Source organism: Achromobacter sp. NPDC058515 (assembly GCF_042721735.1).
In the GTDB taxonomy this organism is placed as follows: Bacteria; Pseudomonadota; Gammaproteobacteria; order Burkholderiales; family Burkholderiaceae_B; genus Achromobacter.
In genome coordinates this window covers 86434-105456 of record NZ_JBHXNI010000011.1, presented here as the reverse complement: position 1 = coordinate 105456, position 19023 = coordinate 86434, and the positions used below count along the sequence as shown (strand labels likewise).

Below are 19023 nucleotides of genomic sequence, written 5' to 3'. Positions count from 1 at the left end.
TATTGGAGTTGTTGTTGGAGACACGGACGACCCCGCCCGCGGCGGCTGCGCGCGGGCAGCAGCGGGCCGCGGCTTTCGGGAAGAAAGCCGTCAATCCGCCGCGTACAGGCGTGCGCAGGCGCCGGAGCAATGTTGCCGGTGTCCGGATCGCGTCGATGGCGCGCCGGGGTGCGGAAAACGGAAGGGGAGCTAGCGGGGGAATCGGAACCGGGGCAGGCGTCGCACAGGGTGCGGGCAAGGCCGGGGATTCTGGGCTGCGGACTCCGTACGGACCGGGATGGCTATCCGGCCGGTCGGCTCGCAGTGAGAGGACAGGTCAGACAGGCATGCCGGCGCCGCGCACTGGGCGCAATCGAGGCTCGGGGTCTAAGGCACTAGGCATGATCTCTCCTGTGGATTCGGATGGCGGGCTTCAGGCCATCGCGGCTTGCGCGCCGAAATGCACGTGGCGCACAGCGGGGTTGGCGCTCAGGCGGCGCGCTTGCGACATCAGTTCCGCCCGCAATTCCGGGGGGCAATTGACGGTGATGCAAGCCGACGCCAGATCCGGGTCTTGACCCTGATCGATCTGCACTTGCGAGACATCCAGGCCGGCGGCGCTGAAGTCCAGGCAGATCTGCTTGCGCAAGGCGCCCAGCTCGTCGCGCGGACAGATGACCGTCAGGCGCGATGTGCCGCGGCGGCGGCCCAGGGCGGTGGCGCGGTCCACGCCAGCGCGGCGTAGGAACAAGTCGAAGAAACGCATAACGACCTCCATTGCAAGAATGGGGAGCGTGATCGCGAACACATGCGCACCCGCGCCGCGCCTGGACGGCGTGCACGGCAAACGTGCACGAACGCTGGCGCTGCGACTAGCGGCGGTTCTGGCGGTTTACGTTGGGGAGGGTCCCGGCAGGCTGAAGGCCTGCGCTATTGCCCGGGCGCGAGCCTGGAGCTTGGGATACGCCGCAACCTGAATGACAGGATGCGGCAGATGGAGTTCTGCGTGTTTCCTGTCAGACAGCGACGTCGATGCAAGATCGACAACTTTCGCCGGAATCGGTATTCACGAAGACTGCTCCTGGGATGGATAACAGAACGATTTTACGCGGGTTTCTACTGATGGACAAGGTTTATGCGCTTTTAAGGCGCGGCAAGACGGCAACAGCGGCGCAAGCCCCGTGCGGGCTCGCGCCGCAATCGGCGTCAGGCGTAGAAGTGCCAGCCCAGATAGCCCGCGAACACGGCATACAGGCCGCCGACCGCCGACAGCGCCGGCACGCTCATGGCCGCGCGCCGGAAGCGCAGCCACAGCAGGCCGATGGACAGCATCGTGAACAGGCCCGCCGCCAGCAAGGGCGCGTCCAGCAGCCACGGCGTCATGAAAATGCCCAGCGCGCTGGGGATGGTGGCCTGGATCATCATGGCGCCCGAGATATTGGCCAGCGCCAGGCGTTCCTTGCCCTGGCGCACCCAGATCAGCGCATTCATGATTTCGGGCAGCTCGGTCGCCACGGGGGCCAGCAGCAAGGCGGCCACGTGCGGCGACGCGCCCATGGCCACGCCCAGCAGCTCGATCTGGTTCACGAATACATGCGAAGCCCCGGCGATCACCACCAGCGCCATGATCGTCTGCGCGGCCGCCCAGAACATGGTCGGGTTTTCATCGCGGGGGCGCAGCTTGAGCGGCTCCAGGTCCTCGCAGTCGACCCTTTCCTCGTCGCTGCTGAGTTCGCGCTTGACGTATAGGCCATAGGTGGCCAGGAACAGGATGCCCAGCCAGGGCTTCCAGGCGAAGGCCAGCAGCCCCAGGCCCACCTTGAAGATGAAGATGCCCATGAACCAGGCCTGGTCGCGGGCCAGCCGGCGCTGGTCCGCGTTGATACAGCCGGCTTGCGTCGGACGGCCTCGACGGGCGCGCCACAGCGCCAGGCCGACCACGGCGTAGGCCAGTGTCGCCAGCACCAGCGGGCCGCCCATGGCCGCGCCGACGCCGATGTCTTTCTGCTCGGGAGTGTCGCCGAAGACGACCGCCATGAAGGTGACCGCGCTTTCCGGCAAGGCGGTGCCGAACGCGGCCAAGACGGTGCCGGTGGCGGTGGCGCCCAGGTGGAACCGGTGTCCGACCCATTCAACGCCGTTGACGAAGAACTCGCAGGCGACGTAGATCACTGCCGCGGACAGGAAAAACAGGAACAGGGTGAGCAACATATAGACGCAGCCGGACGAGCAGAAACCAATTGGCGCGACGCAGCGGCTCGCCCGGCTAGGGTGAACGCTACGCGGCCAAAGGTCTCGCCTGGCTGATCCATGCGGCGGGCGTGCCGCGCGCATGGAAACCGTTAGCGCCATGGAGTTCTGGCAACCGCTACGCGGCCCCGAACCACCAAGTCTGTTGACGCTAACTCCTTTGGGGACAAAGGATGGCTACTCCCCAATGACAGAGCGGCGATTGTAGCAGCGGATGCGCGGCCGTCGAGCGAATCCCGAACCGGCGCCGTGGAAACGTCCGCGGGGTGTTGCATTTGCGGGATGGCGGGTAAAGTAAACGCCATCTACCGCCCTTGCGGGGCTTGCGCCCCGGCCCGCCATGAGCCTGCCTCCCGACGATATCGCTCCCTTCGCCGCACGGCGCCAGCGTCTGTTCGAGCGCATGCGCGCCGACGGCGGCGGCATCGCCATCCTGGCGACCGCGCCGGAGGCCGTCCGCAACCGCGACGCGGAGTACCCCTATCGGCACGACAGCGATTTCTTCTACCTGACCGGCTTCACCGAGCCGGGCGCCTGGCTGGTGCTGATCGCCGGCGCGTCCGACCGCGCCGTGCTGTTCTGCAGGCCGCGCCATGTGGAACACGAAATATGGGAGGGCAAGCGATTCGGCCCCGAGGCCGCCGCCGCTTATTTCGGCTTCGACGACGCCCACCCGATCGATGCGCTGGACGAACTGGTGCCCACGCTCATGCTGGACCACGCCACGCTGTACGCGCCGATGGCTGGCGACAAGCGCACGGACGGACGCCTGCATCGCTGGCTGGCCGCGGCGCGCGAGGCGGGCCGCGGCGGCCACGCTCCGCCCGCCCGGCAGCAGGACATCCGCCCGCTGCTGGCCGGCATGCGGCTGATCAAGGACCCCACTGAAATCGCGGCGATGCGGCGCGCGGCGAAGATCTCCGCCGGCGCGCATGTCCGCGCCATGCGCGTTGCCCGCGCGGGCATGCGCGAATACGAGATCGAGGCCGAACTGCTCTATGAGTTCCGCCGCCACGGCGCGCAGTCGGTGGCCTACAACAGCATCGTGGCCGCGGGCGCGAACGCCTGCGTGCTGCATTACCCGGCCGGAGAATCCGTGCTGCGCGACGGCGACCTGGTTTTGATCGACGCGGGCTGCGAAGTGGACAGCTACGCCAGCGACATCACGCGGACCTTTCCGGTGAACGGGCGCTACAGCGGCCCCCAGCGCGCGCTGTACGACCTGACCGTGGCGGCGCAGGAGGCCGCGGCCCAGGCCACCGCCCCCGGCCGCGGGTTCAACGATGCCCACCAGGCCGCCCTGCGCGTCCTGGCGCAAGGCATGCTGGACCTGAAACTGTTGAAAGGATCCCTGGACGGCGTGCTGGAATCCGGCGACTACAGCCGCTTCTACATGCACCGGACCGGCCACTGGCTAGGGCTGGACGTGCATGACGTGGGCGACTACCGCCAGCCCGGCCCGGCCCAGGGGGCCGAGCGCCCCTGGCGCAAGCTGGAAAAGGGGATGATGCTGACCATCGAGCCCGGCATCTACGTGCGCCCCGCCGACGACGTGCCCGAGGCCTACTGGAATATCGGCATCCGCACCGAGGACGATGCACTCGTCACCGACGAGGGATGCGAACTCATCACGCGCGGCGTGCCGGTGCAGGCCGGCGAGATCGAAGCGCTGATGCGGGAATAGGCCCGGGGCCCCGGCCGGCCTAGAGGACGTAGCCGTCCAGCCAGCCCATGGCCACCCAGACGTAGACCACCACCATGGCGATGGCGAACATGGTGACGATGGCGCCGACCAGGCAGGCCAGGATGGCGACCAGCACCGGCCCCCAGCCCGTGGACGACGGCCGGCCCAGGCCGGCGTTGTAGAGCCGGTCGAATTTCTCGTCGGGCATCAGCGAGAACACCGCGCTTTCGATGAACCCGTCGATCATGGGAATGAAAAGCAGGAAGAAGGCGGGGTTGTCGTACCAGACAGGGTAGAAGCGGAACGCGCAGAACAGGCTCGCCAGGGCCAGCGCCGTCACCAGCCAGGCGTGGCGGCGGCCCAGATACCACCAGTGCGCGCCCACGGCGCCGAACAGGCAGGCCAAAAGCCCCACCGCGACCTTGCCGCGCGGGCTGCGGGCGGGAACGGCGGACAGCGAAGAGGAAGCCTGAGCCTGCGTCATGTCAATCAACCGGGAAAGGGACCGTCGCGCCAAGCCGCGCCGGCTGCCCGGGATTGTAGTGGACGGTTAAAATCCGGGCATGACTTCCTCTGCCTTCGACGTTGCGATTCTTGGCGCCGGCCCCGTGGGCCGCGTACTGGCCCTGATGCTGGCGCGCGTGGCGCCGGACCCGGCGCGCATCGCCCTGCTCGCGGGCAGCGCGCCCGTCCCGGCCACCCCGGCCGCGGCCGTGCCCGCCGCGGATCCCCGCGTGCTGGCCATGAACCACGGCAGCCGCGTGCTGCTGGAGTCGCTGCATGCCTGGCCCGAGCGCTCGGCCGACATCCGCAATATCCATGTGTCGCAGCGGGGCCGGCTGGGCCGCACCCTGATCCAGAACACCGATTTCGGCGTGCCGCAGCTGGGCAGCGTGGTCGCCTACTCGGGGCTGCACGCCAAGCTGGACGAATGCGTGACCGCCTGCGGCGTCACCGTGCTGTCCGGCCCGCCCGCCCTGATCGGCCGCCAGGACGCCGAAGGCGTTCGCATCCAGCAGGGCGACGCGGCGCTGCTGTGCCAGGTGGCGGTGCAGTCCGACGGCGCGGGCGCCGCCGACGTGCGCCGCGACTACGACCAGCATGCCGTGCTGACCACGGCGCACGCCACGCTGCCCCGCCGCGGCTGGGCCTGGGAACGATTCACCTCCGAAGGGCCGCTGGCGCTGCTGCCGCACCCGCAGACGCCGGACGCCTATTCCGTCGTCTGGTGCAGCGCGCCGGACCGCGCCGCCGAACTGGCCGCGCTGGACAACGCCGCTTTTTCTCGGGCGCTGTCCGAGGCCTTTGGCGAACGCCTGGGCCGGCTGTCCAGCCAGGCTCCCCGCCACGTCTTTCCACTGGCGCTGGCCGCGCGCCGGGCGCAGGTGCATGGCCGCGTGGCGGCCATCGGCAACGCCGCGCAGACCCTGCACCCCGTGGCTGGCCAGGGCCTGAACCTGGGCTTGCGCGACGCCGCCCGCCTGGCCCAGACGCTGGCCGGCTGGCTTGCCCGGCCCGCCTCCAACCCCGGCGCCGCCCTGGCCGAATTCGCCCAGGCGCGCCATGTCGACCGATTCATTACCGCGGGCCTCACCGACCTGATGCCGCGCGTCTTCTCGACCGGCCTGGCGCCGGTGGAACATGCCTGCGGGCTGGCTTTATTGGGGATGGATCTGGCGTCCCCGCTGCGCGCCCCGCTGGCCCAGCATCTGCTGCAGGGCTTTCGCGCCTGATTCCCTCCGGTTCCGGCCCTGAAATGTGGCCGGAATCGCCTCTTTTCGCCCCCGTTTGTTACCAGGCCGTCGCGGGCCGAAAATGGGGGTCTGATCGAGCCGGTTAAAATGTGACCATGCGCATAGGCCAGTGGACCCTTCCCAACAACGTTCTCGTCGCGCCCATGGCGGGCGTGACCGACCGTCCGTTCCGACAACTTTGCAAGAAGTTGGGGGCGGGCTATGCCGTGTCCGAAATGGCCGCCAGCAACCCCAAGCTCTGGGATAGCGTCAAGACCTCGCGCCGCCTGAACCACGACGGCGAGATTGCCCCGATTTCGGTCCAGATCGCCGGGGCCGACCCCGCCATGATGGCCGAGGCCGCGGCCTTCAACGCCGGCAAGGGCGCCCGGATCATCGACATCAACATGGGCTGCCCGGTCAAGAAGGTGTGCAATGTGGCCTCCGGGTCGGCGCTGCTGCGCCATGAAGACCTGATCGCGCGCATCCTGGACGCCGTGGTGGCCGCCTGCGCGCCCCTGGACGTGCCGGTCACCCTGAAGACCCGCACCGGCTGGGACCGCGACAGCCGCAATGCCCTGCGCGTGGCGAAACTGGCCGAAAACGCCGGCATTTCCGCCCTGACCCTGCACGGCCGCACGCGGGCCGACCTCTATACGGGCGAGGCGGAATATGACACTATCCGCGCCGTCAAGGCCGAGCTGACCATCCCCGTGATTGCCAACGGGGATATCGACTCGCCCGCAAAAGCCAAGCACGTCCTGGATTACACTGGCGCCGACGCGGTCATGATTGGCCGGGCGGCTCAAGGCCGTCCCTGGATTTTCCGCGAAATCGACCACTACCTGCGCACGGGCGAAACACTGGCCCCTCCCTCTTATGGGGAAATGCGCGAGCTGCTGCTCGAACATCTCGACGACCATTACCGGTTCTATGGCGAACACACCGGCGTACGCACGGCGCGCAAGCACATAGGGTGGTATCTGGACGGCCTGCCGGGCGCGGATTCGTTCTGCGCCCGCATGAACCTGATCGACAATACCCGCGACCAGTGGCGGGCGGTGTCGGATTGGTTCGACATCATCTCGCGCGACGGCAGTCCCAACCCGGCGCCGGTCGCAGAAGCCCTGCTGGCGGCATAACCGCCTCAACACCAACATAAAAATATCTGTACTCAAATGAGCAAGAAAGATGTCCTGGAAGAATGCGTGCGAGCCAGCCTGGAGCGCTATTTCGAAGACTTGGGTGAATCCGAGCCCCACGATATGTGGGACATGGTGATGCGCTGCGTGGAGCGCCCGGTGCTTGAAGTAGCGCTGGAGCGGTCGGGCGGCAACCAGTCCCGGGCGTCCGAAATGCTGGGCATCACCCGCAACACCCTGCGCAAGAAGTTGCTGGCGCACAATATCCAGGTATAGCTTTCCCCGCGCGGGCGGCGGAATCGCGCCGCCCGCCCCTTTCAGATTTCCCATCCCGACCAGAACGAGAAAGGCGTCCCCGCCCCACTCCCGTCCCTCATCATGAAAATCGAAACCGCCCTGCTTTCGGTGTCCGACAAGACCGGCATCGTTGAATTTGCCCGCGCCCTGGCCGCGCGCGGCGTGCGCCTGCTGTCGACCGGCGGCACCGCCAAGCTGCTGGCCGACTCCGGCCTGACCGTGACCGAAGTGGCCGCCCACACGGGTTCGCCCGAGATCCTCGACGGCCGCGTCAAGACGCTGCACCCGAAGATCCACGGCGGCCTGCTGGCCCGCCGCGACAGCGCCGAGCACATGGACACCATCAAGGCAGCCGGTATCGATCGCATCGACATGCTGGTCGTCAACCTGTATCCGTTCCGTGAAACCGTCGCCAAGCCGGACTGCACGTTCGCCGACGCGGTAGAGAACATCGACATCGGCGGCCCGGCCATGCTGCGCGCCGCGGCCAAGAACCACGGCACCGAGGCCGGCGGCGTCACGGTCGTGATCGATCCGGTCGACTACTCGCGCGTCCTGGCGGAAATGGACAAGGGCGGCAGCACCTCCTACGGCCTGCGCCTGGCGCTGGCGTCCAAGGTCTACGCCCACACGGCCGCCTACGACGGCGCCATCGCCGCCTACCTGACCAGCCTGGTCGACGCCGAGCCCAAGCAGGAAGCCGTGCCGGCCCGCAACGAATGGCCCGGCACGCTGACGCTGCAGGTCAAGCAGGAGCAGGCGCTGCGCTACGGCGAAAACCCCCACCAGAGCGCCGCCTTCTACGTGGACGCGCAGCGCCAGGCCGGCCTGCTGGGCAACTACCGCCAGCTGCAGGGCAAGGAACTGTCCTACAACAACATCGCCGACGCGGATGCCGCGTGGGAATGCGCGCGCAGCTTCGAAGCGCCCGCCTGCGTCATCGTCAAGCACGCCAACCCCTGCGGCGTGGCCGTGGCGGCGGACACGCTGGGCGCGTACCAGCAGGCCTTCAAGACCGACCCCACGTCGGCCTTCGGCGGCATCATCGCCTTCAACCGTCCGGTGGACGCCGCCACGGCCGAAGCCGTCAGCGCGCAGTTCCTGGAAGTGCTGCTGGCTCCCGCCTATGACGGCGCCGCGCTGGCCATCCTGGCCGCGAAGAAAAACGTGCGCGTGCTGGAAGTGCCGATGGGCACGGGCCAGAACGCCTTCGACATCAAGCGCGTGGGCGGCGGCTGGCTGGTGCAAACCCCGGACGCCTATAACGTGCCGCGCGATGCCCTGAAGGTGGTCAGCAAGCGCCAGCCCACCGAACAGGAAATGAACGACCTGTCGTTCGCCTGGAAGGTCGCCAAGTACGTCAAGTCCAACGCCATCGTGTTCGTGGGCGGCGGCATGACCCTGGGCGTGGGCGCCGGCCAGATGAGCCGCATCGACTCGGCCCGCATCGCCTCCATCAAGGCGGAAAACGCCGGCCTGACCCTGCAGGGTTCGGCCGTGGCGTCGGACGCGTTCTTCCCGTTCCGCGACGGCCTGGACGTGGTGGTGGCGGCTGGCGCGACCTGCGTGATCCAGCCTGGCGGCAGCATGCGCGACGACGAAGTGATCGCCGCGGCCGACGAGCACGGCATCGCCATGGTGCTGACCGGCACCCGCCACTTCCGCCACTGATGCGCGTCCTCGGCATCGATCCCGGCTTGCGCCGCACCGGCTTCGGTGTGATCGATGCCGACGGCTCGCGGTTGCGCTACGTGGCCAGCGGGACCATCGTGGTCCCGCCGGCGCTGACGCTGTCCGAACGCCTGAAAGTCATTCTGGACAATCTGCGCCAGGTGGCGCGCGACACGCAACCCGACGTGGCCGCGCTGGAAATCGTCTTCCTGAACGCCAATCCCGCGTCCACCCTGCTCCTGGGCCAGGCGCGCGGCGCCGCGCTCTGCGCGCTGGCCGACAGTTCGCTGACGGTGCATGAATACACCGCGCTGCAGATCAAGAAAGCCGTGGTGGGCACCGGACGCGCCGCCAAGGAACAGGTGCAGATGATGGTGCAGCACCTGCTGGCGCTGGACGGCACGCCCGCGCCCGACTCCGCCGACGCGCTGGCCTGCGCGATCTGCCACGCCCACGTGGGCCCCTTGCAGGACAAGCTGGAGCGCCTGGGCACCTCTTTGCGCATGGGCGGCAAGACCCGCATCCGCAACGGCCGCCTGATCGGCTGACTCCTTTTCCCCTGCTTTTGCGCGCCGCGCCCCCGGTTCGGCCCGATCGCGCGTCCGCGCGTATAGAATCCCCGCATTCGCCGCGTGTTTAGCGGCGCCACCATTGCCAGGCCTTCATCACCATGATCGGACGCATCACCGGAACCCTGATCGAAAAACTGCCGCCCACGATCTGCGTGGATGTCGGCGGTCTGGGGTATGACATCGACGTGCCCATGAGCACGCTGTATTCGCTGCCGGAAACCGGCGCCCGCGTCACGCTCTACACGCACCTGACGGTGCGCGAAGACGCCCACATCCTGTATGGCTTCGCGTCCGCCAGCGAACGCAGTGCGTTCCGCGAGCTGATCAAGGTCAGCGGCATCGGCGCGCGCACCGCGCTGTCGGTGCTGTCGGGCCTGTCGGTGGCGGACCTGGCCCAGGCCATCACCTTGCAGGAATCGGGCCGCCTGACCCGCGTGCCCGGCATCGGCAAAAAGACCGCCGAGCGCCTGCTGCTGGAAATGCGCGGCAAGCTGGGCGCCGACATCGGCGCCTCGTCGCACATCACCCCCGACAACCAGTCCGACATCCTGAACGCGCTGCTGGCGCTGGGCTACTCCGAGAAGGAATCGCTGTCGGCGCTGAAGACGCTGCCCGAAGGCGTGGGGGTATCCGACGGCATCAAGCAGGCGCTCAAGGCACTGGTGCGCTAGGGCTCAGGTAGCGGGGCGCCACGGCTTCCAGGCCGGTCGGCACCACATGCAGTTCCGGCGCGATCGGCCCGGAGCAGATATTGTCGCGGCGCAGGGAATCCAGGTTGTCCCGCGACATCAGGGGCGTGCCGGGCATGCATTCGAACAGCCTGGCCTGCATGCGGCCCACGCCCATCGGCACGCTGACCACCGGCCGGGGATGGCCGCTCCAGGCGGCGCAAAGCCGCGCGATCTCGCCCAGCGTGTAGATCTGGGGCCCGCCCAGTTCGTACGTCTTGCCGCAGGTATGCGTATCGGCCAGCGCGGACGCCATGGCGGTCACCACGTCCCCCACATAGACCGGCTGCATGCGCACATGCGCGCCGGCCAGCGGCAGCACGGGCAGCCAGCGCGCCAGCTTGGCGAACATATTGGTGAAATTGTCGTCCGGCCCGAACAGGACCGAGGGACGGAAGATCGTCCAGCCGCCCTCCTGCCGCTCCAGGAACGCCTGCTTGATGGCGGCCTCGCCATCCCCTTTGGAGCGCTGGTACATGCTTTCGCCGCTTGAGTCGGCGCCCAGCGCGCTGACGTGCAGCAGACGGTGCACGCCGTGGCGCAGGCAAGCCTGCGCGATGCGCTGCGGCAGGTGCACATGGGCCCGCGCAAAGTCCGAGCCATAGGGCCGGCCCGTGTTGCCGTGCAGGATTCCCACGAGATTGATGACCGCGTCGCACCCCTGCACCAGGCTGTCCAGCGCGGCATCGTCATGGATGTCGCTTTGGAGCAGGGTGACGGTAGGCAGGATTTGCAGGTCGCGCCCGCGCGCAAAAAGACGCGTAGGCACGATGAGCTCATGCTGGTCCCTGCAAAGCCGCGCTACCAGGTGACGACCGATAAAGCCCGTGCCGCCGATGACAAGGATACGCATGATGCATCCTCCTGTTGGTCAGGATCGAATTCTGATTCTGCCCTGCAAGATCGACAACCGCAAGCACGCATCGGCGGCCCGGCGGGCGGGCCGCCGTATCCGCCTCAGGCCGCGAGCAGCCGGGCGTAGGCCGGAAGGTCGACGTTGCCGCCGCTGATGATGACGCCGACCCGGGCGCCGCGCACCGGCACCACGTTCTGCATGACGGCGGCGGCGCCCAGGCAGCCCGTGGGCTCCACGACCATCTTCATGCGCTCGGCGAAGAATTTCATGGTGGCGACGAGCTGCTCATCCGTCACCGTGACGATGTCGCGGACGTACTTCTGAATAAGGGGGAATGTCAGGTTGCCCAGGTGCGTCGTGGCGGCGCCGTCGGCCAGGGTCTTGGGCGCTGGAATCCGGACTATTTCACCCTTGCGCAGGGACTGCTGGCCGTCGTTGCCCGCCTCCGGCTCCACGCCGTACACCAGGCAGCGCGGGCTCAGCGCGAACGCGGACAGGGCCGAGCCCGACAGCAGGCCGCCGCCGCCCAGGCACACAAACAGGTAATCCAGCTCGCCCACTTCCTCGAACAGTTCCTTGGCCGCGGTGCCCTGCCCGGTGATCACGTCCTCGTGGTCGTAGGGCGGGATCAGCGTGGCGCCGGTTTCCGCCTGAATGCGGCGGGCGATTTCCTCGCGGTCCTCGGTATAGCGGTCGTAAGTGACGATCTTGCCGCCGTAGCCTTCGGTGGCCGCGCGCTTGGCCGCGGGCGCGTCCAGCGGCATGATGATGGTGGCCTGCACGCCTTGCAGCCTGGAGGCCAGCGCAATGGCCTGCGCGTGGTTGCCCGACGAGAACGTCACCACGCCGGCGGCCCGCTGTTCGGGCGCGAGGCGCGCGATGGCGTTGTACCCGCCCCGGAACTTGAAGGCGCCCATGCGCTGGAAGTTCTCGCACTTGAAGAAGAGCGACGCGCCGGCGATGGCGTCGGCGGTGGCCGAGGTCAGGACGGGCGTGCGGTGTGCGTTGCCGGCCAGGCGCTCGCTGGCGCGCACGACATCGTCATAGGTGGGCAATTCGGGCTGCATGGAATTCGGTCCTTTGATCGCGGGGGGGAGTCGAAACCCTCGGATCATAAACCCGTCCGCGCGGTTTGCGCGCCGCCCGGATGCACGACGGGCGAAGCGCGCGGCGCAGGCGGCCCGCCTACTTGCCGAAGAGGTCGGCGCTGCCGCCGGCCGCGCCGGCGGGCGGGGTCAGGCCCAGGTGGCGCCAGGTGGTCAGCGTGGCGGTGCGCCCCCGCGGGGTGCGCTGCAGATAGCCGTGCTGGATCAGGTAGGGCTCGATCACGTCTTCGATCGTGTCGCGTTCTTCGCCGATGGCCGCGGCCAGGCTGTCCACGCCGACCGGACCGCCATCGAACTTATGGATGATGGCTTCGAGCAGCTTGCGGTCCATCAGGTCCAGCCCCTGCGGGTCGACCTCGAGCATGGCCAGCGCGCGGCCCGCGACCTCGGCGTCTATCGTGCCGCTGGCCTTGACCTCGGCATAGTCGCGCACGCGGCGCAGCAGACGGTTGGCGATGCGCGGGGTGCCGCGGGCGCGGCGCGCCACTTCGGCGGCGCCGTCCGGCGTGATGGCGGCGTGCAGCAGGCCCGCGCTGCGCGTCACGATATGGCCGAGGTCGGCGGCGTTGTAGAACTCAAGCCGCGAGACGATGCCGAAGCGGTCGCGCAGCGGATTGGTCAGCATGCCGGCGCGCGTGGTGGCGCCCACCAGGGTGAACGGCTGCAGGTCCAGCTTCACGCTGCGCGCGGCCGGGCCTTCGCCGATCAGGATGTCGATCTGGAAGTCCTCCAGCGCCGGGTAGAGGATTTCCTCGACCACGGGCGACAGGCGGTGGATTTCGTCGATGAAGAGAACGTCGTTCTTTTCCAGGTTGGTCAGGAGCGCGGCCAGGTCGCCCGGACGTTCCAGCACGGGGCCGGAGGTCTGGCGCAGCTGCACGCCCATTTCATGCGCAATGATGTGGGCCAGCGTAGTCTTGCCCAGGCCCGGCGGGCCGAACAGCAGGACGTGGTCCAGGGCCTCGCCGCGGTTTCGCGCCGCGGCGATGAAGATTTCGAGCTGTTCGCGGGCGCGGTGCTGTCCGACGTATTCGTCCAGCGCCTTGGGCCGCAGGGCGCGTTCGATCGACTCCTCGTTGGGCGACACCGGCTGCGGCGCCACGATACGGGGAGCGTCGGGACGGGAGGAAAGCGAATCGGACTGGATGGCCATGGTGCGGAAACGACAAAGGACGAAGCAGGATGCATCGTACCGTAGCGCGGGCCGCCCAGGGGCGGCCCGCCCTCATGCGGCCTGGGACAGGGGCAGCCTGACCCGCACGCACAAGCCGCCGGATTGCGCCTGGCGCAATTCCAGGGATCCGCCGTGCGCGCGCGCGATGGCCTCGGCCAGCGCCAGGCCCAGCCCCACGCTGCCGGTGCGCGTGCGCGCGTCGTCCAGGCGGCTGAACGGGCGCAGGGCCTCCTGGCGGCGTTCCGGCACGATGCCGGGGCCATGGTCGGCCACATCCAGCACCGCCTCGCCGTCTTCCCGGCGCAGCGCGACCTCCACCGGCGGCGCGCCGTGATTCAGCGCGTTGCCGATCAGGTTATCCAGCAGGCGGCCCAGCGCCACGGCGTCCGCCTGCACCATCAGCGCCGAGGCGTCATCGCCGGTGTCCAGGCCGATTTCCGTGCCCGCGCCCTGCCAGGCGCCCACCCGCTCGGCCAGCCAATCGGACAGGACGATGGGGGCATAGCGGTAGGCGGCAGGGTCCGTGCCGCGGACAAAGCCGATGAACTGGTCGACCATGTGCTGCATGTCCTGCAAATCGGTGCGCAAGCCCTCTTTCAGCTTGGAGTCGTCCGCCATCTCGATGCGCAGCCACATGCGCGACAAGGGACCCTTGAGGTCATGCGGCAGGCCGGACAACAGGGTGCGGCGCACCGAATCGGACTCGGCCAGCGCGTCCAGCATGGCGTTGAAGCGTTCGCCCAGCACCCGGGTTTCGTGCGGGCCCGAGGGCTCGACCCGCTGCGGCTGCCCGGCGGCGAGCTGGTCCGCGGCATCGGCCAGCCGCGTGATCGGGCGCGTGATGTGCCAGGAGAAGCCCACCGCCAGCAACAGCAGCAGGCCCAGGCCGCCCAGCCAGGCGGCGATGAACGGCGTGGCCACGGGCGGGTCCAGGCGGTCCAGCGGGATGACCAGCCATTCGCGCAGGCGCGGCGCGTCCTCGGTGGCGGGATTGGGCGCCAGCGAAATGAAGATCTCCGGCGTGGGTCCGCGCGACAGCGCCACCCGCGTGCCGTCGTTCAGGCGTTCGTTGAGCTGCTGCACCAGCACGCGCAGATCGCGGCGGATGTCGTCCGGCTCGGCTTTGTGGCGGCGCTCGTATTCGTCGCGCTCGCGGGCGCGGTCGGCGTCGCGCTGCGCTTGCGTGCGTTCCTCGCCATGCTCGCCATCGCCGTCGCCGTCGCGCTCGTCGCGCACCTCGGGCGGTGGAGGCGGCGGCGGGCCATGCATCTGCGAGTCCATGGCGGACGGCTGCGGACGGGGAGGCGGACGCGGGGCGGCCCGGGGCGCAGGCGGCGGGCGGCGCCCGTTGAAGCGCTGGAGCTTGGCTTCGGCCGGCAGCACGCGCGACCACAGCCGCCACTGGTTCTGGGACGCGGCGCGCACGAAATCGGCGCGGTCCTCGGCCGGCACCTGGGACACGGCGGCGCGCAGGGTGCGGATGGTGGTGACGATGTAGCCGATGGCCACGTCTTCCATGAACTTGTGCCGGAAGTACGACACCGTCACCAGGGTGGCCGCCTGCGTCAGCAGGACCGAGCCCAGAATCAGCAGGATCAGTCGCGCCCGCAGGGAACGCGGCACCAGAAAGCGGGGGGAAAAACGCATCAGGGGGAAAACCGGTAGCCGATGCCCCAGACGGTCTGGATCCAGCGCGGCTGCTTTGGATCGTCTTCGATCACGCGGCGCAGGCGCAGGATCGCGATGTCGATGGCGCGGTCATTGCGTTCGCCGGCGTCGTCGTCGCGGGCCAGCGCCAGCAGGCGCTCGCGCGACAGCGGCTTGCCCGCGTTGCGCACCAGGGCTTCGAGCAGATTGATCTCGCCGCCGGTCAGCTTGACGACCGTGCCTTCGCGCGAGAGCTGGCGCGTGGAGGGATCGAACACGAAGGGCCCGAAGGACACCGGGGCGTCCTTGGTCAGCGCGGACGGACCGCGCTTGCGGCGCAGCACGGCCTCGATGCGGGCCAGCAGCTCGCGCGGGTCAAAGGGTTTGCCGACGTAGTCGTCCGCGCCGGCCTCCAGGCCGATGATGCGGTCCACGGCTTCGTCGCGCGCGGTCAGCAGTATGACGGGGATGTCCTCGCCCTGCTCGCGCAGGCGGCGGCAGGCGTCGGCGCCGTCGCCGCCGGGGAGCATGCGGTCCAGCACGAGCAGATCGGGCGCGTAGCGGGTGATGCGCGACGACAGGTCGGTCGCGTCCGGCGCCAACAGGGTGTCGTAGCCGTGCCGGTTCAGGTAGTCGGCCAGCAACTGGCGCAAGGCCGGGTCGTCGTCGACGACCAGCAGCTTGGTGTGGGGATTGTCCATGGACGTCATAGTGCGGCCCGCCGCCTCCGCCCGCAAGAGCCAAGAAATCAACTGAAATATACCCGTTACGCGATGTTGGCCGCCGTTTCCCGCGCTTTTGGGCGCGAACACATTTCGGACGCGGAGTGGCCCTAGAATATCGGCTCGCCTGCTGCCGCTCGTGCGGTTTACTAAAATTCGTTTACAGCTGCGGCGACAGGCCCTCTCTACACTGTCCCTATGATCGCCCCTGCAATCATCTGGCGCAGACGGCTGTTGCACGCGGCGCTGACGGCAGGCATGGCCTGCCCGCTGGCCCCGGCGTTCGGCGACACGTCTGATGCGTCCCCCTATGTTTCCCCGCGGCCCCCGCCCGGCGCGGCGACGCGCGTGGCGCGCGGCATCGGTGTCCTGTCCCCGGTTCAACCGATTCCCGTGCGCCCCGCGCCGTCGCTGGACGCGCGCGCCATGCCGCTGGATCCGACCCCCTGCGACCTGCAAACCGCCGAACCCGCCATGGACACCAGCGTGCAGGGCTCGGACGACAGCGGCGACGACGAATTCATCCCCGGCACCGGCGCGGCCCTCTCCGGCGACGCCCAGCCCGCCCCGCTGGGCTGCGACGCGGCCGCGGCCGCCGCCGCCCCCGAAGAGAGCGCGCCGGACTATTCCTTCGCGCTGGAAGACGGGGACCTCCCCCGCGTGCCGGTCGTGGTCATTTCCGGCGTGTCCCGCCCCAGCCGCCCCTGGTTCGCGTCCGTCAGCGGCCAAGACGGCCTGCGCTATGGCGGCAACCGCAATTGGGTCTACCGGAACACCGCGGGCCCCGCCGTCACGGTCGGCAACGTCAGCGCCAACGCGCCCGCCTGGGGCAGCGGCGCGCCGGTGGGCGGCCTGCAGATATCGAACTGGGCCGGCACCAGCGCCACGCTGCCCGAAGGCAGCTTCGGATACTCGTCGTCGCTGGGCAAGCTCAACCTCATGGACCCCGGCGCCAGCTCCGGCGCCGTGGACTATGGCGCCTCCGTGGGCAGCGGCAGCGTGCGCTACGGGGTCACGCCCGTCCTGACCCTGGAAGGCCAGGTGCAGAGCGCGCCCTCGCTCACCACGCGCGGCATGGGCACCACCTACACCGCCGGCGAGTTCGGCACGTTCCAGGCCGGCGCCACGCAAAGCACGTTCGACGCGGCCAGCGGCTACCGCTACCGCTTCGGCTACAACGTGGACGTCGCCGACCTGGTGAACCTGGGCTACACCAACGAGCAGATCGGGGCGGGATATGGCGACCTGTCGACCTACTCCGGCGGCGTGGCCTCGGTCCCGCAGACCCGCAACACCCTGTCGGCGGGCGTTCCCCTGTCGGGCTGGGGCACGCTCAGCGGCACGTATTCCGGCCTGCGCGAAGGCTCCGTCCTCGCCGAGCAGCGCGTGGGCCTGTCGCACAGCATGTTCGTCGCCCCCAAGGTCAAGTTCGCCGTGGGCGCCGACCGCGACATCGTGTCGGGCAATTACGAGTGGCGCGCCAACCTGAGCATGCCCGTCGATACCTTCATGCGCGGCACCTGGCTGAGCTGGTAGGCGGACCGCGACACGGACGGAAATATCCCTCCGGAAGAGGCCAGCCGGAATTGGGGCTTAAAATCCCCGCCATGATGCTTCCGGCCTACCCCCATGTCTGACGCGCGCGCCCTCGGCGTGTTGCAGCGCGTTTTCGGTTACGAATCCTTCCGCGGCGACCAGCAAGCCATTGTCGAACAAGTGATCGACGGCGGCGACGCGCTGGTCCTCATGCCCACGGGCGGCGGCAAGTCGCTCTGTTACCAGATCCCCTCGCTGGTCCGCGAAGGCACCGGCATAGTCGTGTCGCCGCTGATCGCGCTGATGCAGGACCAGGTGGACGCCCTGACCGAACTCGGCGTGCGCGCGGCCTTCCTGAATTCCACGCAGGAGTGGCGGGTGGCCCGCGACGTGGAGCAGGCCTTCCTGGCCGGCGAGCTGGACCTGCTTTACGTGGCGCCCGAACGCCTGCTGACCGACCGCTGCCTGCAATTGCTGGAACGCGGCCGCATTGCGCTGTTCGCCATCGACGAAGCCCACTGCGTGTCGCAGTGGGGACATGACTTCCGGCCTGAATACCTGGGCCTGTCCATGCTGCACGAGCGCTGGCCGGACGTGCCGCGCATCGCGCTCACGGCCACCGCCACCGCCGACACCCGCACCGAAATCGCCCAGCGCCTGTCGCTGGACGACGCGCGCCATTTCGTCTCCAGCTTCGACCGCCCCAACATCCGCTACCGCATCATCGAAAAGAACGAGGTGCGCAAGCAGTTGCTGGACATGATCCGCACCGAGCACGAGGGCGAGTCCGGCGTGGTGTACGGCCTGTCGCGCGCACGCGTGGAAGAAACCGCCGAGTTCCTGTGCAACCAGGGCATCGACGCCATGCCCTATCACGCGGGGCTCAGCGCGCAGGTGCGCGCGGCCAACCAGTCGCGCTTCCTGCGCGAGGACGGCGTGGTCATGGTGGCCACCATCGCCTTCGGCATGGGCATCGACAAGCCCGACGTGCGCTTCGTGGCGCACATCGACCTGCCCAAGTCCGTGGAAGGCTACTACCAGGAAACCGGCCGGGCCGGCCGCGACGGCCTGCCCGCCACCGCCTGGCTGGCCTATGGCCTGCAAGACGTGGTGCAGCAGCGCCGCATGATCGACGAATCGCCCGGCGACGAATCCTATCGCCGGCGCCTGGGACAGCAGCTGGACGCCATGCTGGGGCTGTGCGAAACGGTGGAATGCCGGCGCGTGCGCCTCCTGGCCTACTTCGGGCAGCAGATCACCGCCTGCGGCAATTGCGACGTCTGCCTGGAGCCCCCGCAAGCCTGGGACGGCACCGTTGCCGCGCAAAAGGTGCTGTCGGCCGTCTACCGGCTGTGGAAGGAACGCGGCCAGCGCTACGGCGCGGGCCACATCATCGACATCCTGCGCGGCAAGGTCACCGACCGCACCAGGCAGCACGGCCATGAAACGCTGAGCGTGTTCGGGGTGGGCGAAGACCTGAGCGACACCGCCTGGCGCGGCGTGCTGCGCCAGCTGCTGGCGCAGGGCCTGCTGACGGTGGACAACGAAGGCTTCGGCACGCTGGCCCTGACCGAAGGCAGCCGCGCCGTGCTCAAGGGCGAACGCCAGCTCATGCTGCGGCGCGAATCCGAAAAGAAAACGCGGTCGGGCAAGACCAGCAGCGGCCGCCCCAAGGCCGCCGCCATCGACCTGCCGCCCGAATTGCAGCCCGTCTTCGAGGCGCTGCGCGCCTGGCGCGGCGAAGTCGCCAAGAGCCATGGCGTGCCGGCCTACGTCATCTTCCACGACGCCACGCTGCGCGAGATCGCCCTGGCCCAGCCCGAATCCATGGACGCCCTGAGCCACATCAGCGGCGTGGGCGCCCGCAAGCTGGAAGCCTACGGCGAAGAGATCCTGCAGCGGGTGGCCAAGCCGGTCCTGTAGCCA

The 19023-nt window shown here is 68.8% G+C and carries 17 protein-coding genes and 1 riboswitch; of the genes, 9 read left to right on the top strand and 8 right to left on the bottom strand.

Going from position 1 to position 19023, the window contains the following annotated elements:
* Window positions 1-412: 412 nt before the first annotated feature.
* Both ACFWP0_RS19310 and ACFWP0_RS19305 read right to left on the bottom strand, forming a co-directional pair.
* A complete protein-coding gene (locus tag ACFWP0_RS19310) occupies window positions 413-745 on the bottom strand; it encodes a hypothetical protein (protein WP_377844717.1) in 333 nt (110 codons plus the stop codon).
* A 440-nt stretch (window positions 746-1185) separates the two neighbouring features.
* Window positions 1186-2190 carry a sodium:calcium antiporter gene (locus tag ACFWP0_RS19305; protein WP_377844715.1) on the bottom strand — a complete coding sequence of 335 codons (1005 nt, stop codon included), beginning with the start codon at window positions 2188-2190 and terminating at the stop codon, window positions 1186-1188.
* A gap of 2 nt (window positions 2191-2192) precedes the next feature.
* A riboswitch (yybP-ykoY riboswitch) is annotated at window positions 2193-2427 on the bottom strand.
* A gap of 142 nt (window positions 2428-2569) precedes the next feature.
* Here ACFWP0_RS19305 and ACFWP0_RS19300 point away from each other — a divergent pair.
* Window positions 2570-3913 carry an aminopeptidase P N-terminal domain-containing protein gene (locus tag ACFWP0_RS19300; RefSeq protein WP_377844713.1) on the top strand — a complete coding sequence of 448 codons (1344 nt, stop codon included), beginning with the start codon at window positions 2570-2572 and terminating at the stop codon, window positions 3911-3913.
* Between the two features lie 19 nt (window positions 3914-3932).
* Here the strand turns inward: ACFWP0_RS19300 and ACFWP0_RS19295 are convergent, their stop codons facing one another.
* Window positions 3933-4397 carry a hypothetical protein gene (locus ACFWP0_RS19295; RefSeq protein WP_377844711.1) on the bottom strand — a complete coding sequence of 155 codons (465 nt, stop codon included), beginning with the start codon at window positions 4395-4397 and terminating at the stop codon, window positions 3933-3935.
* Window positions 4398-4476: 79 nt separating this feature from the next.
* Here ACFWP0_RS19295 and ACFWP0_RS19290 point away from each other — a divergent pair, with 79 nt between their 5' ends.
* From ACFWP0_RS19290 to ruvA, 6 genes are all read left to right on the top strand, one after another.
* On the top strand, window positions 4477-5646 hold the full coding sequence (locus ACFWP0_RS19290; protein WP_377844709.1) for a UbiH/UbiF/VisC/COQ6 family ubiquinone biosynthesis hydroxylase: 1170 nt from the start codon (window positions 4477-4479) through the stop codon (window positions 5644-5646).
* A 116-nt stretch (window positions 5647-5762) separates the two neighbouring features.
* Window positions 5763-6788, top strand: a complete 1026-nt coding sequence (gene dusB / locus ACFWP0_RS19285) for a tRNA dihydrouridine synthase DusB (protein WP_377844939.1) — start codon at window positions 5763-5765, stop codon at window positions 6786-6788.
* A 36-nt stretch (window positions 6789-6824) separates the two neighbouring features.
* The gene (locus ACFWP0_RS19280) at window positions 6825-7064 is read left to right on the top strand and encodes a helix-turn-helix domain-containing protein (RefSeq protein WP_006217670.1); all 240 of its coding nucleotides are present in this window, start codon (window positions 6825-6827) and stop codon (window positions 7062-7064) included.
* Between the two features lie 102 nt (window positions 7065-7166).
* Window positions 7167-8756 (top strand): bifunctional phosphoribosylaminoimidazolecarboxamide formyltransferase/IMP cyclohydrolase, encoded by a 1590-nt coding sequence (purH, locus tag ACFWP0_RS19275; RefSeq protein WP_377844708.1) that lies wholly within the window; start codon window positions 7167-7169, stop codon window positions 8754-8756.
* Complete coding sequence (gene ruvC / locus ACFWP0_RS19270) at window positions 8756-9304, top strand: crossover junction endodeoxyribonuclease RuvC (protein ID WP_377844706.1); 549 nt, start codon at window positions 8756-8758, stop codon at window positions 9302-9304. Before purH ends, ruvC begins: the two co-directional genes overlap by 1 nt.
* 122 nt (window positions 9305-9426) lie before the next feature.
* The gene (gene ruvA / locus ACFWP0_RS19265; protein ID WP_377844704.1) at window positions 9427-9999 is read left to right on the top strand and encodes a Holliday junction branch migration protein RuvA; all 573 of its coding nucleotides are present in this window, start codon (window positions 9427-9429) and stop codon (window positions 9997-9999) included.
* Here the strand turns inward: ruvA and ACFWP0_RS19260 are convergent.
* The 5 genes from ACFWP0_RS19260 to ACFWP0_RS19240 all read right to left on the bottom strand — a co-directional run bounded on the left by ACFWP0_RS19260 (window position 9980) and on the right by ACFWP0_RS19240 (window position 15540).
* Complete coding sequence (locus tag ACFWP0_RS19260; RefSeq protein WP_377844702.1) at window positions 9980-10909, bottom strand: complex I NDUFA9 subunit family protein; 930 nt, start codon at window positions 10907-10909, stop codon at window positions 9980-9982. The genes ruvA and ACFWP0_RS19260 overlap by 20 nt on opposite strands.
* 104 nt (window positions 10910-11013) lie before the next feature.
* Window positions 11014-11979: a threo-3-hydroxy-L-aspartate ammonia-lyase gene (locus ACFWP0_RS19255; RefSeq protein ID WP_377844701.1), complete on the bottom strand. Its 966-nt coding sequence runs from the start codon at window positions 11977-11979 to the stop codon at window positions 11014-11016.
* Window positions 11980-12097: 118 nt separating this feature from the next.
* Complete coding sequence (gene ruvB / locus ACFWP0_RS19250) at window positions 12098-13171, bottom strand: Holliday junction branch migration DNA helicase RuvB (RefSeq protein ID WP_377844699.1); 1074 nt, start codon at window positions 13169-13171, stop codon at window positions 12098-12100.
* Window positions 13172-13243: 72 nt separating this feature from the next.
* Entirely contained in the window at window positions 13244-14839 is a 1596-nt protein-coding gene (locus ACFWP0_RS19245; RefSeq protein WP_377844697.1) for a sensor histidine kinase, read from the bottom strand.
* Window positions 14839-15540: a response regulator gene (locus ACFWP0_RS19240; protein ID WP_054457345.1), complete on the bottom strand. Its 702-nt coding sequence runs from the start codon at window positions 15538-15540 to the stop codon at window positions 14839-14841. The genes ACFWP0_RS19245 and ACFWP0_RS19240 overlap by 1 nt, the downstream gene beginning before the upstream one ends.
* A gap of 219 nt (window positions 15541-15759) precedes the next feature.
* On the opposite strand from ACFWP0_RS19240, the gene ACFWP0_RS19235 reads away from it, so the two are divergent.
* Both ACFWP0_RS19235 and recQ read left to right on the top strand, forming a co-directional pair.
* Window positions 15760-17097 carry a fimbrial protein gene (locus ACFWP0_RS19235; protein ID WP_377844695.1) on the top strand — a complete coding sequence of 446 codons (1338 nt, stop codon included), beginning with the start codon at window positions 15760-15762 and terminating at the stop codon, window positions 17095-17097.
* A gap of 93 nt (window positions 17098-17190) precedes the next feature.
* Complete coding sequence (recQ, locus tag ACFWP0_RS19230; RefSeq protein WP_377844693.1) at window positions 17191-19020, top strand: DNA helicase RecQ; 1830 nt, start codon at window positions 17191-17193, stop codon at window positions 19018-19020.
* Window positions 19021-19023: the final 3 nt, after the last annotated feature.

Excerpts from the sequence above, each read along its gene's own strand:
- ACFWP0_RS19255 (WP_377844701.1), bottom strand. The coding sequence starts at position 11,979 with ATGCAGCCCGAATTGCCCACCTATGACGATGTCGTGCGCGCCAGCGAG.
- ACFWP0_RS19280 (WP_006217670.1), top strand. The coding sequence starts at position 6,825 with ATGAGCAAGAAAGATGTCCTGGAAGAATGCGTGCGAGCCAGCCTGGAG.
- ACFWP0_RS19235 (WP_377844695.1), top strand. The coding sequence starts at position 15,760 with ATGATCGCCCCTGCAATCATCTGGCGCAGACGGCTGTTGCACGCGGCG.
- recQ (WP_377844693.1), top strand. The coding sequence starts at position 17,191 with ATGTCTGACGCGCGCGCCCTCGGCGTGTTGCAGCGCGTTTTCGGTTAC.
- ACFWP0_RS19260 (WP_377844702.1), bottom strand. The coding sequence starts at position 10,909 with ATGCGTATCCTTGTCATCGGCGGCACGGGCTTTATCGGTCGTCACCTG.
- ACFWP0_RS19295 (WP_377844711.1), bottom strand. The coding sequence starts at position 4,397 with ATGACGCAGGCTCAGGCTTCCTCTTCGCTGTCCGCCGTTCCCGCCCGC.
- ACFWP0_RS19240 (WP_054457345.1), bottom strand. The coding sequence starts at position 15,540 with ATGGACAATCCCCACACCAAGCTGCTGGTCGTCGACGACGACCCGGCC.
- ACFWP0_RS19290 (WP_377844709.1), top strand. The coding sequence starts at position 4,477 with ATGACTTCCTCTGCCTTCGACGTTGCGATTCTTGGCGCCGGCCCCGTG.
- ACFWP0_RS19245 (WP_377844697.1), bottom strand. The coding sequence starts at position 14,839 with ATGCGTTTTTCCCCCCGCTTTCTGGTGCCGCGTTCCCTGCGGGCGCGA.
- ACFWP0_RS19300 (WP_377844713.1), top strand. The coding sequence starts at position 2,570 with ATGAGCCTGCCTCCCGACGATATCGCTCCCTTCGCCGCACGGCGCCAG.
- ruvB (WP_377844699.1), bottom strand. The coding sequence starts at position 13,171 with ATGGCCATCCAGTCCGATTCGCTTTCCTCCCGTCCCGACGCTCCCCGT.
- ruvC (WP_377844706.1), top strand. The coding sequence starts at position 8,756 with ATGCGCGTCCTCGGCATCGATCCCGGCTTGCGCCGCACCGGCTTCGGT.
- purH (WP_377844708.1), top strand. The coding sequence starts at position 7,167 with ATGAAAATCGAAACCGCCCTGCTTTCGGTGTCCGACAAGACCGGCATC.
- ruvA (WP_377844704.1), top strand. The coding sequence starts at position 9,427 with ATGATCGGACGCATCACCGGAACCCTGATCGAAAAACTGCCGCCCACG.
- ACFWP0_RS19310 (WP_377844717.1), bottom strand. The coding sequence starts at position 745 with ATGCGTTTCTTCGACTTGTTCCTACGCCGCGCTGGCGTGGACCGCGCC.
- dusB (WP_377844939.1), top strand. The coding sequence starts at position 5,763 with ATGCGCATAGGCCAGTGGACCCTTCCCAACAACGTTCTCGTCGCGCCC.
- ACFWP0_RS19305 (WP_377844715.1), bottom strand. The coding sequence starts at position 2,190 with ATGTTGCTCACCCTGTTCCTGTTTTTCCTGTCCGCGGCAGTGATCTAC.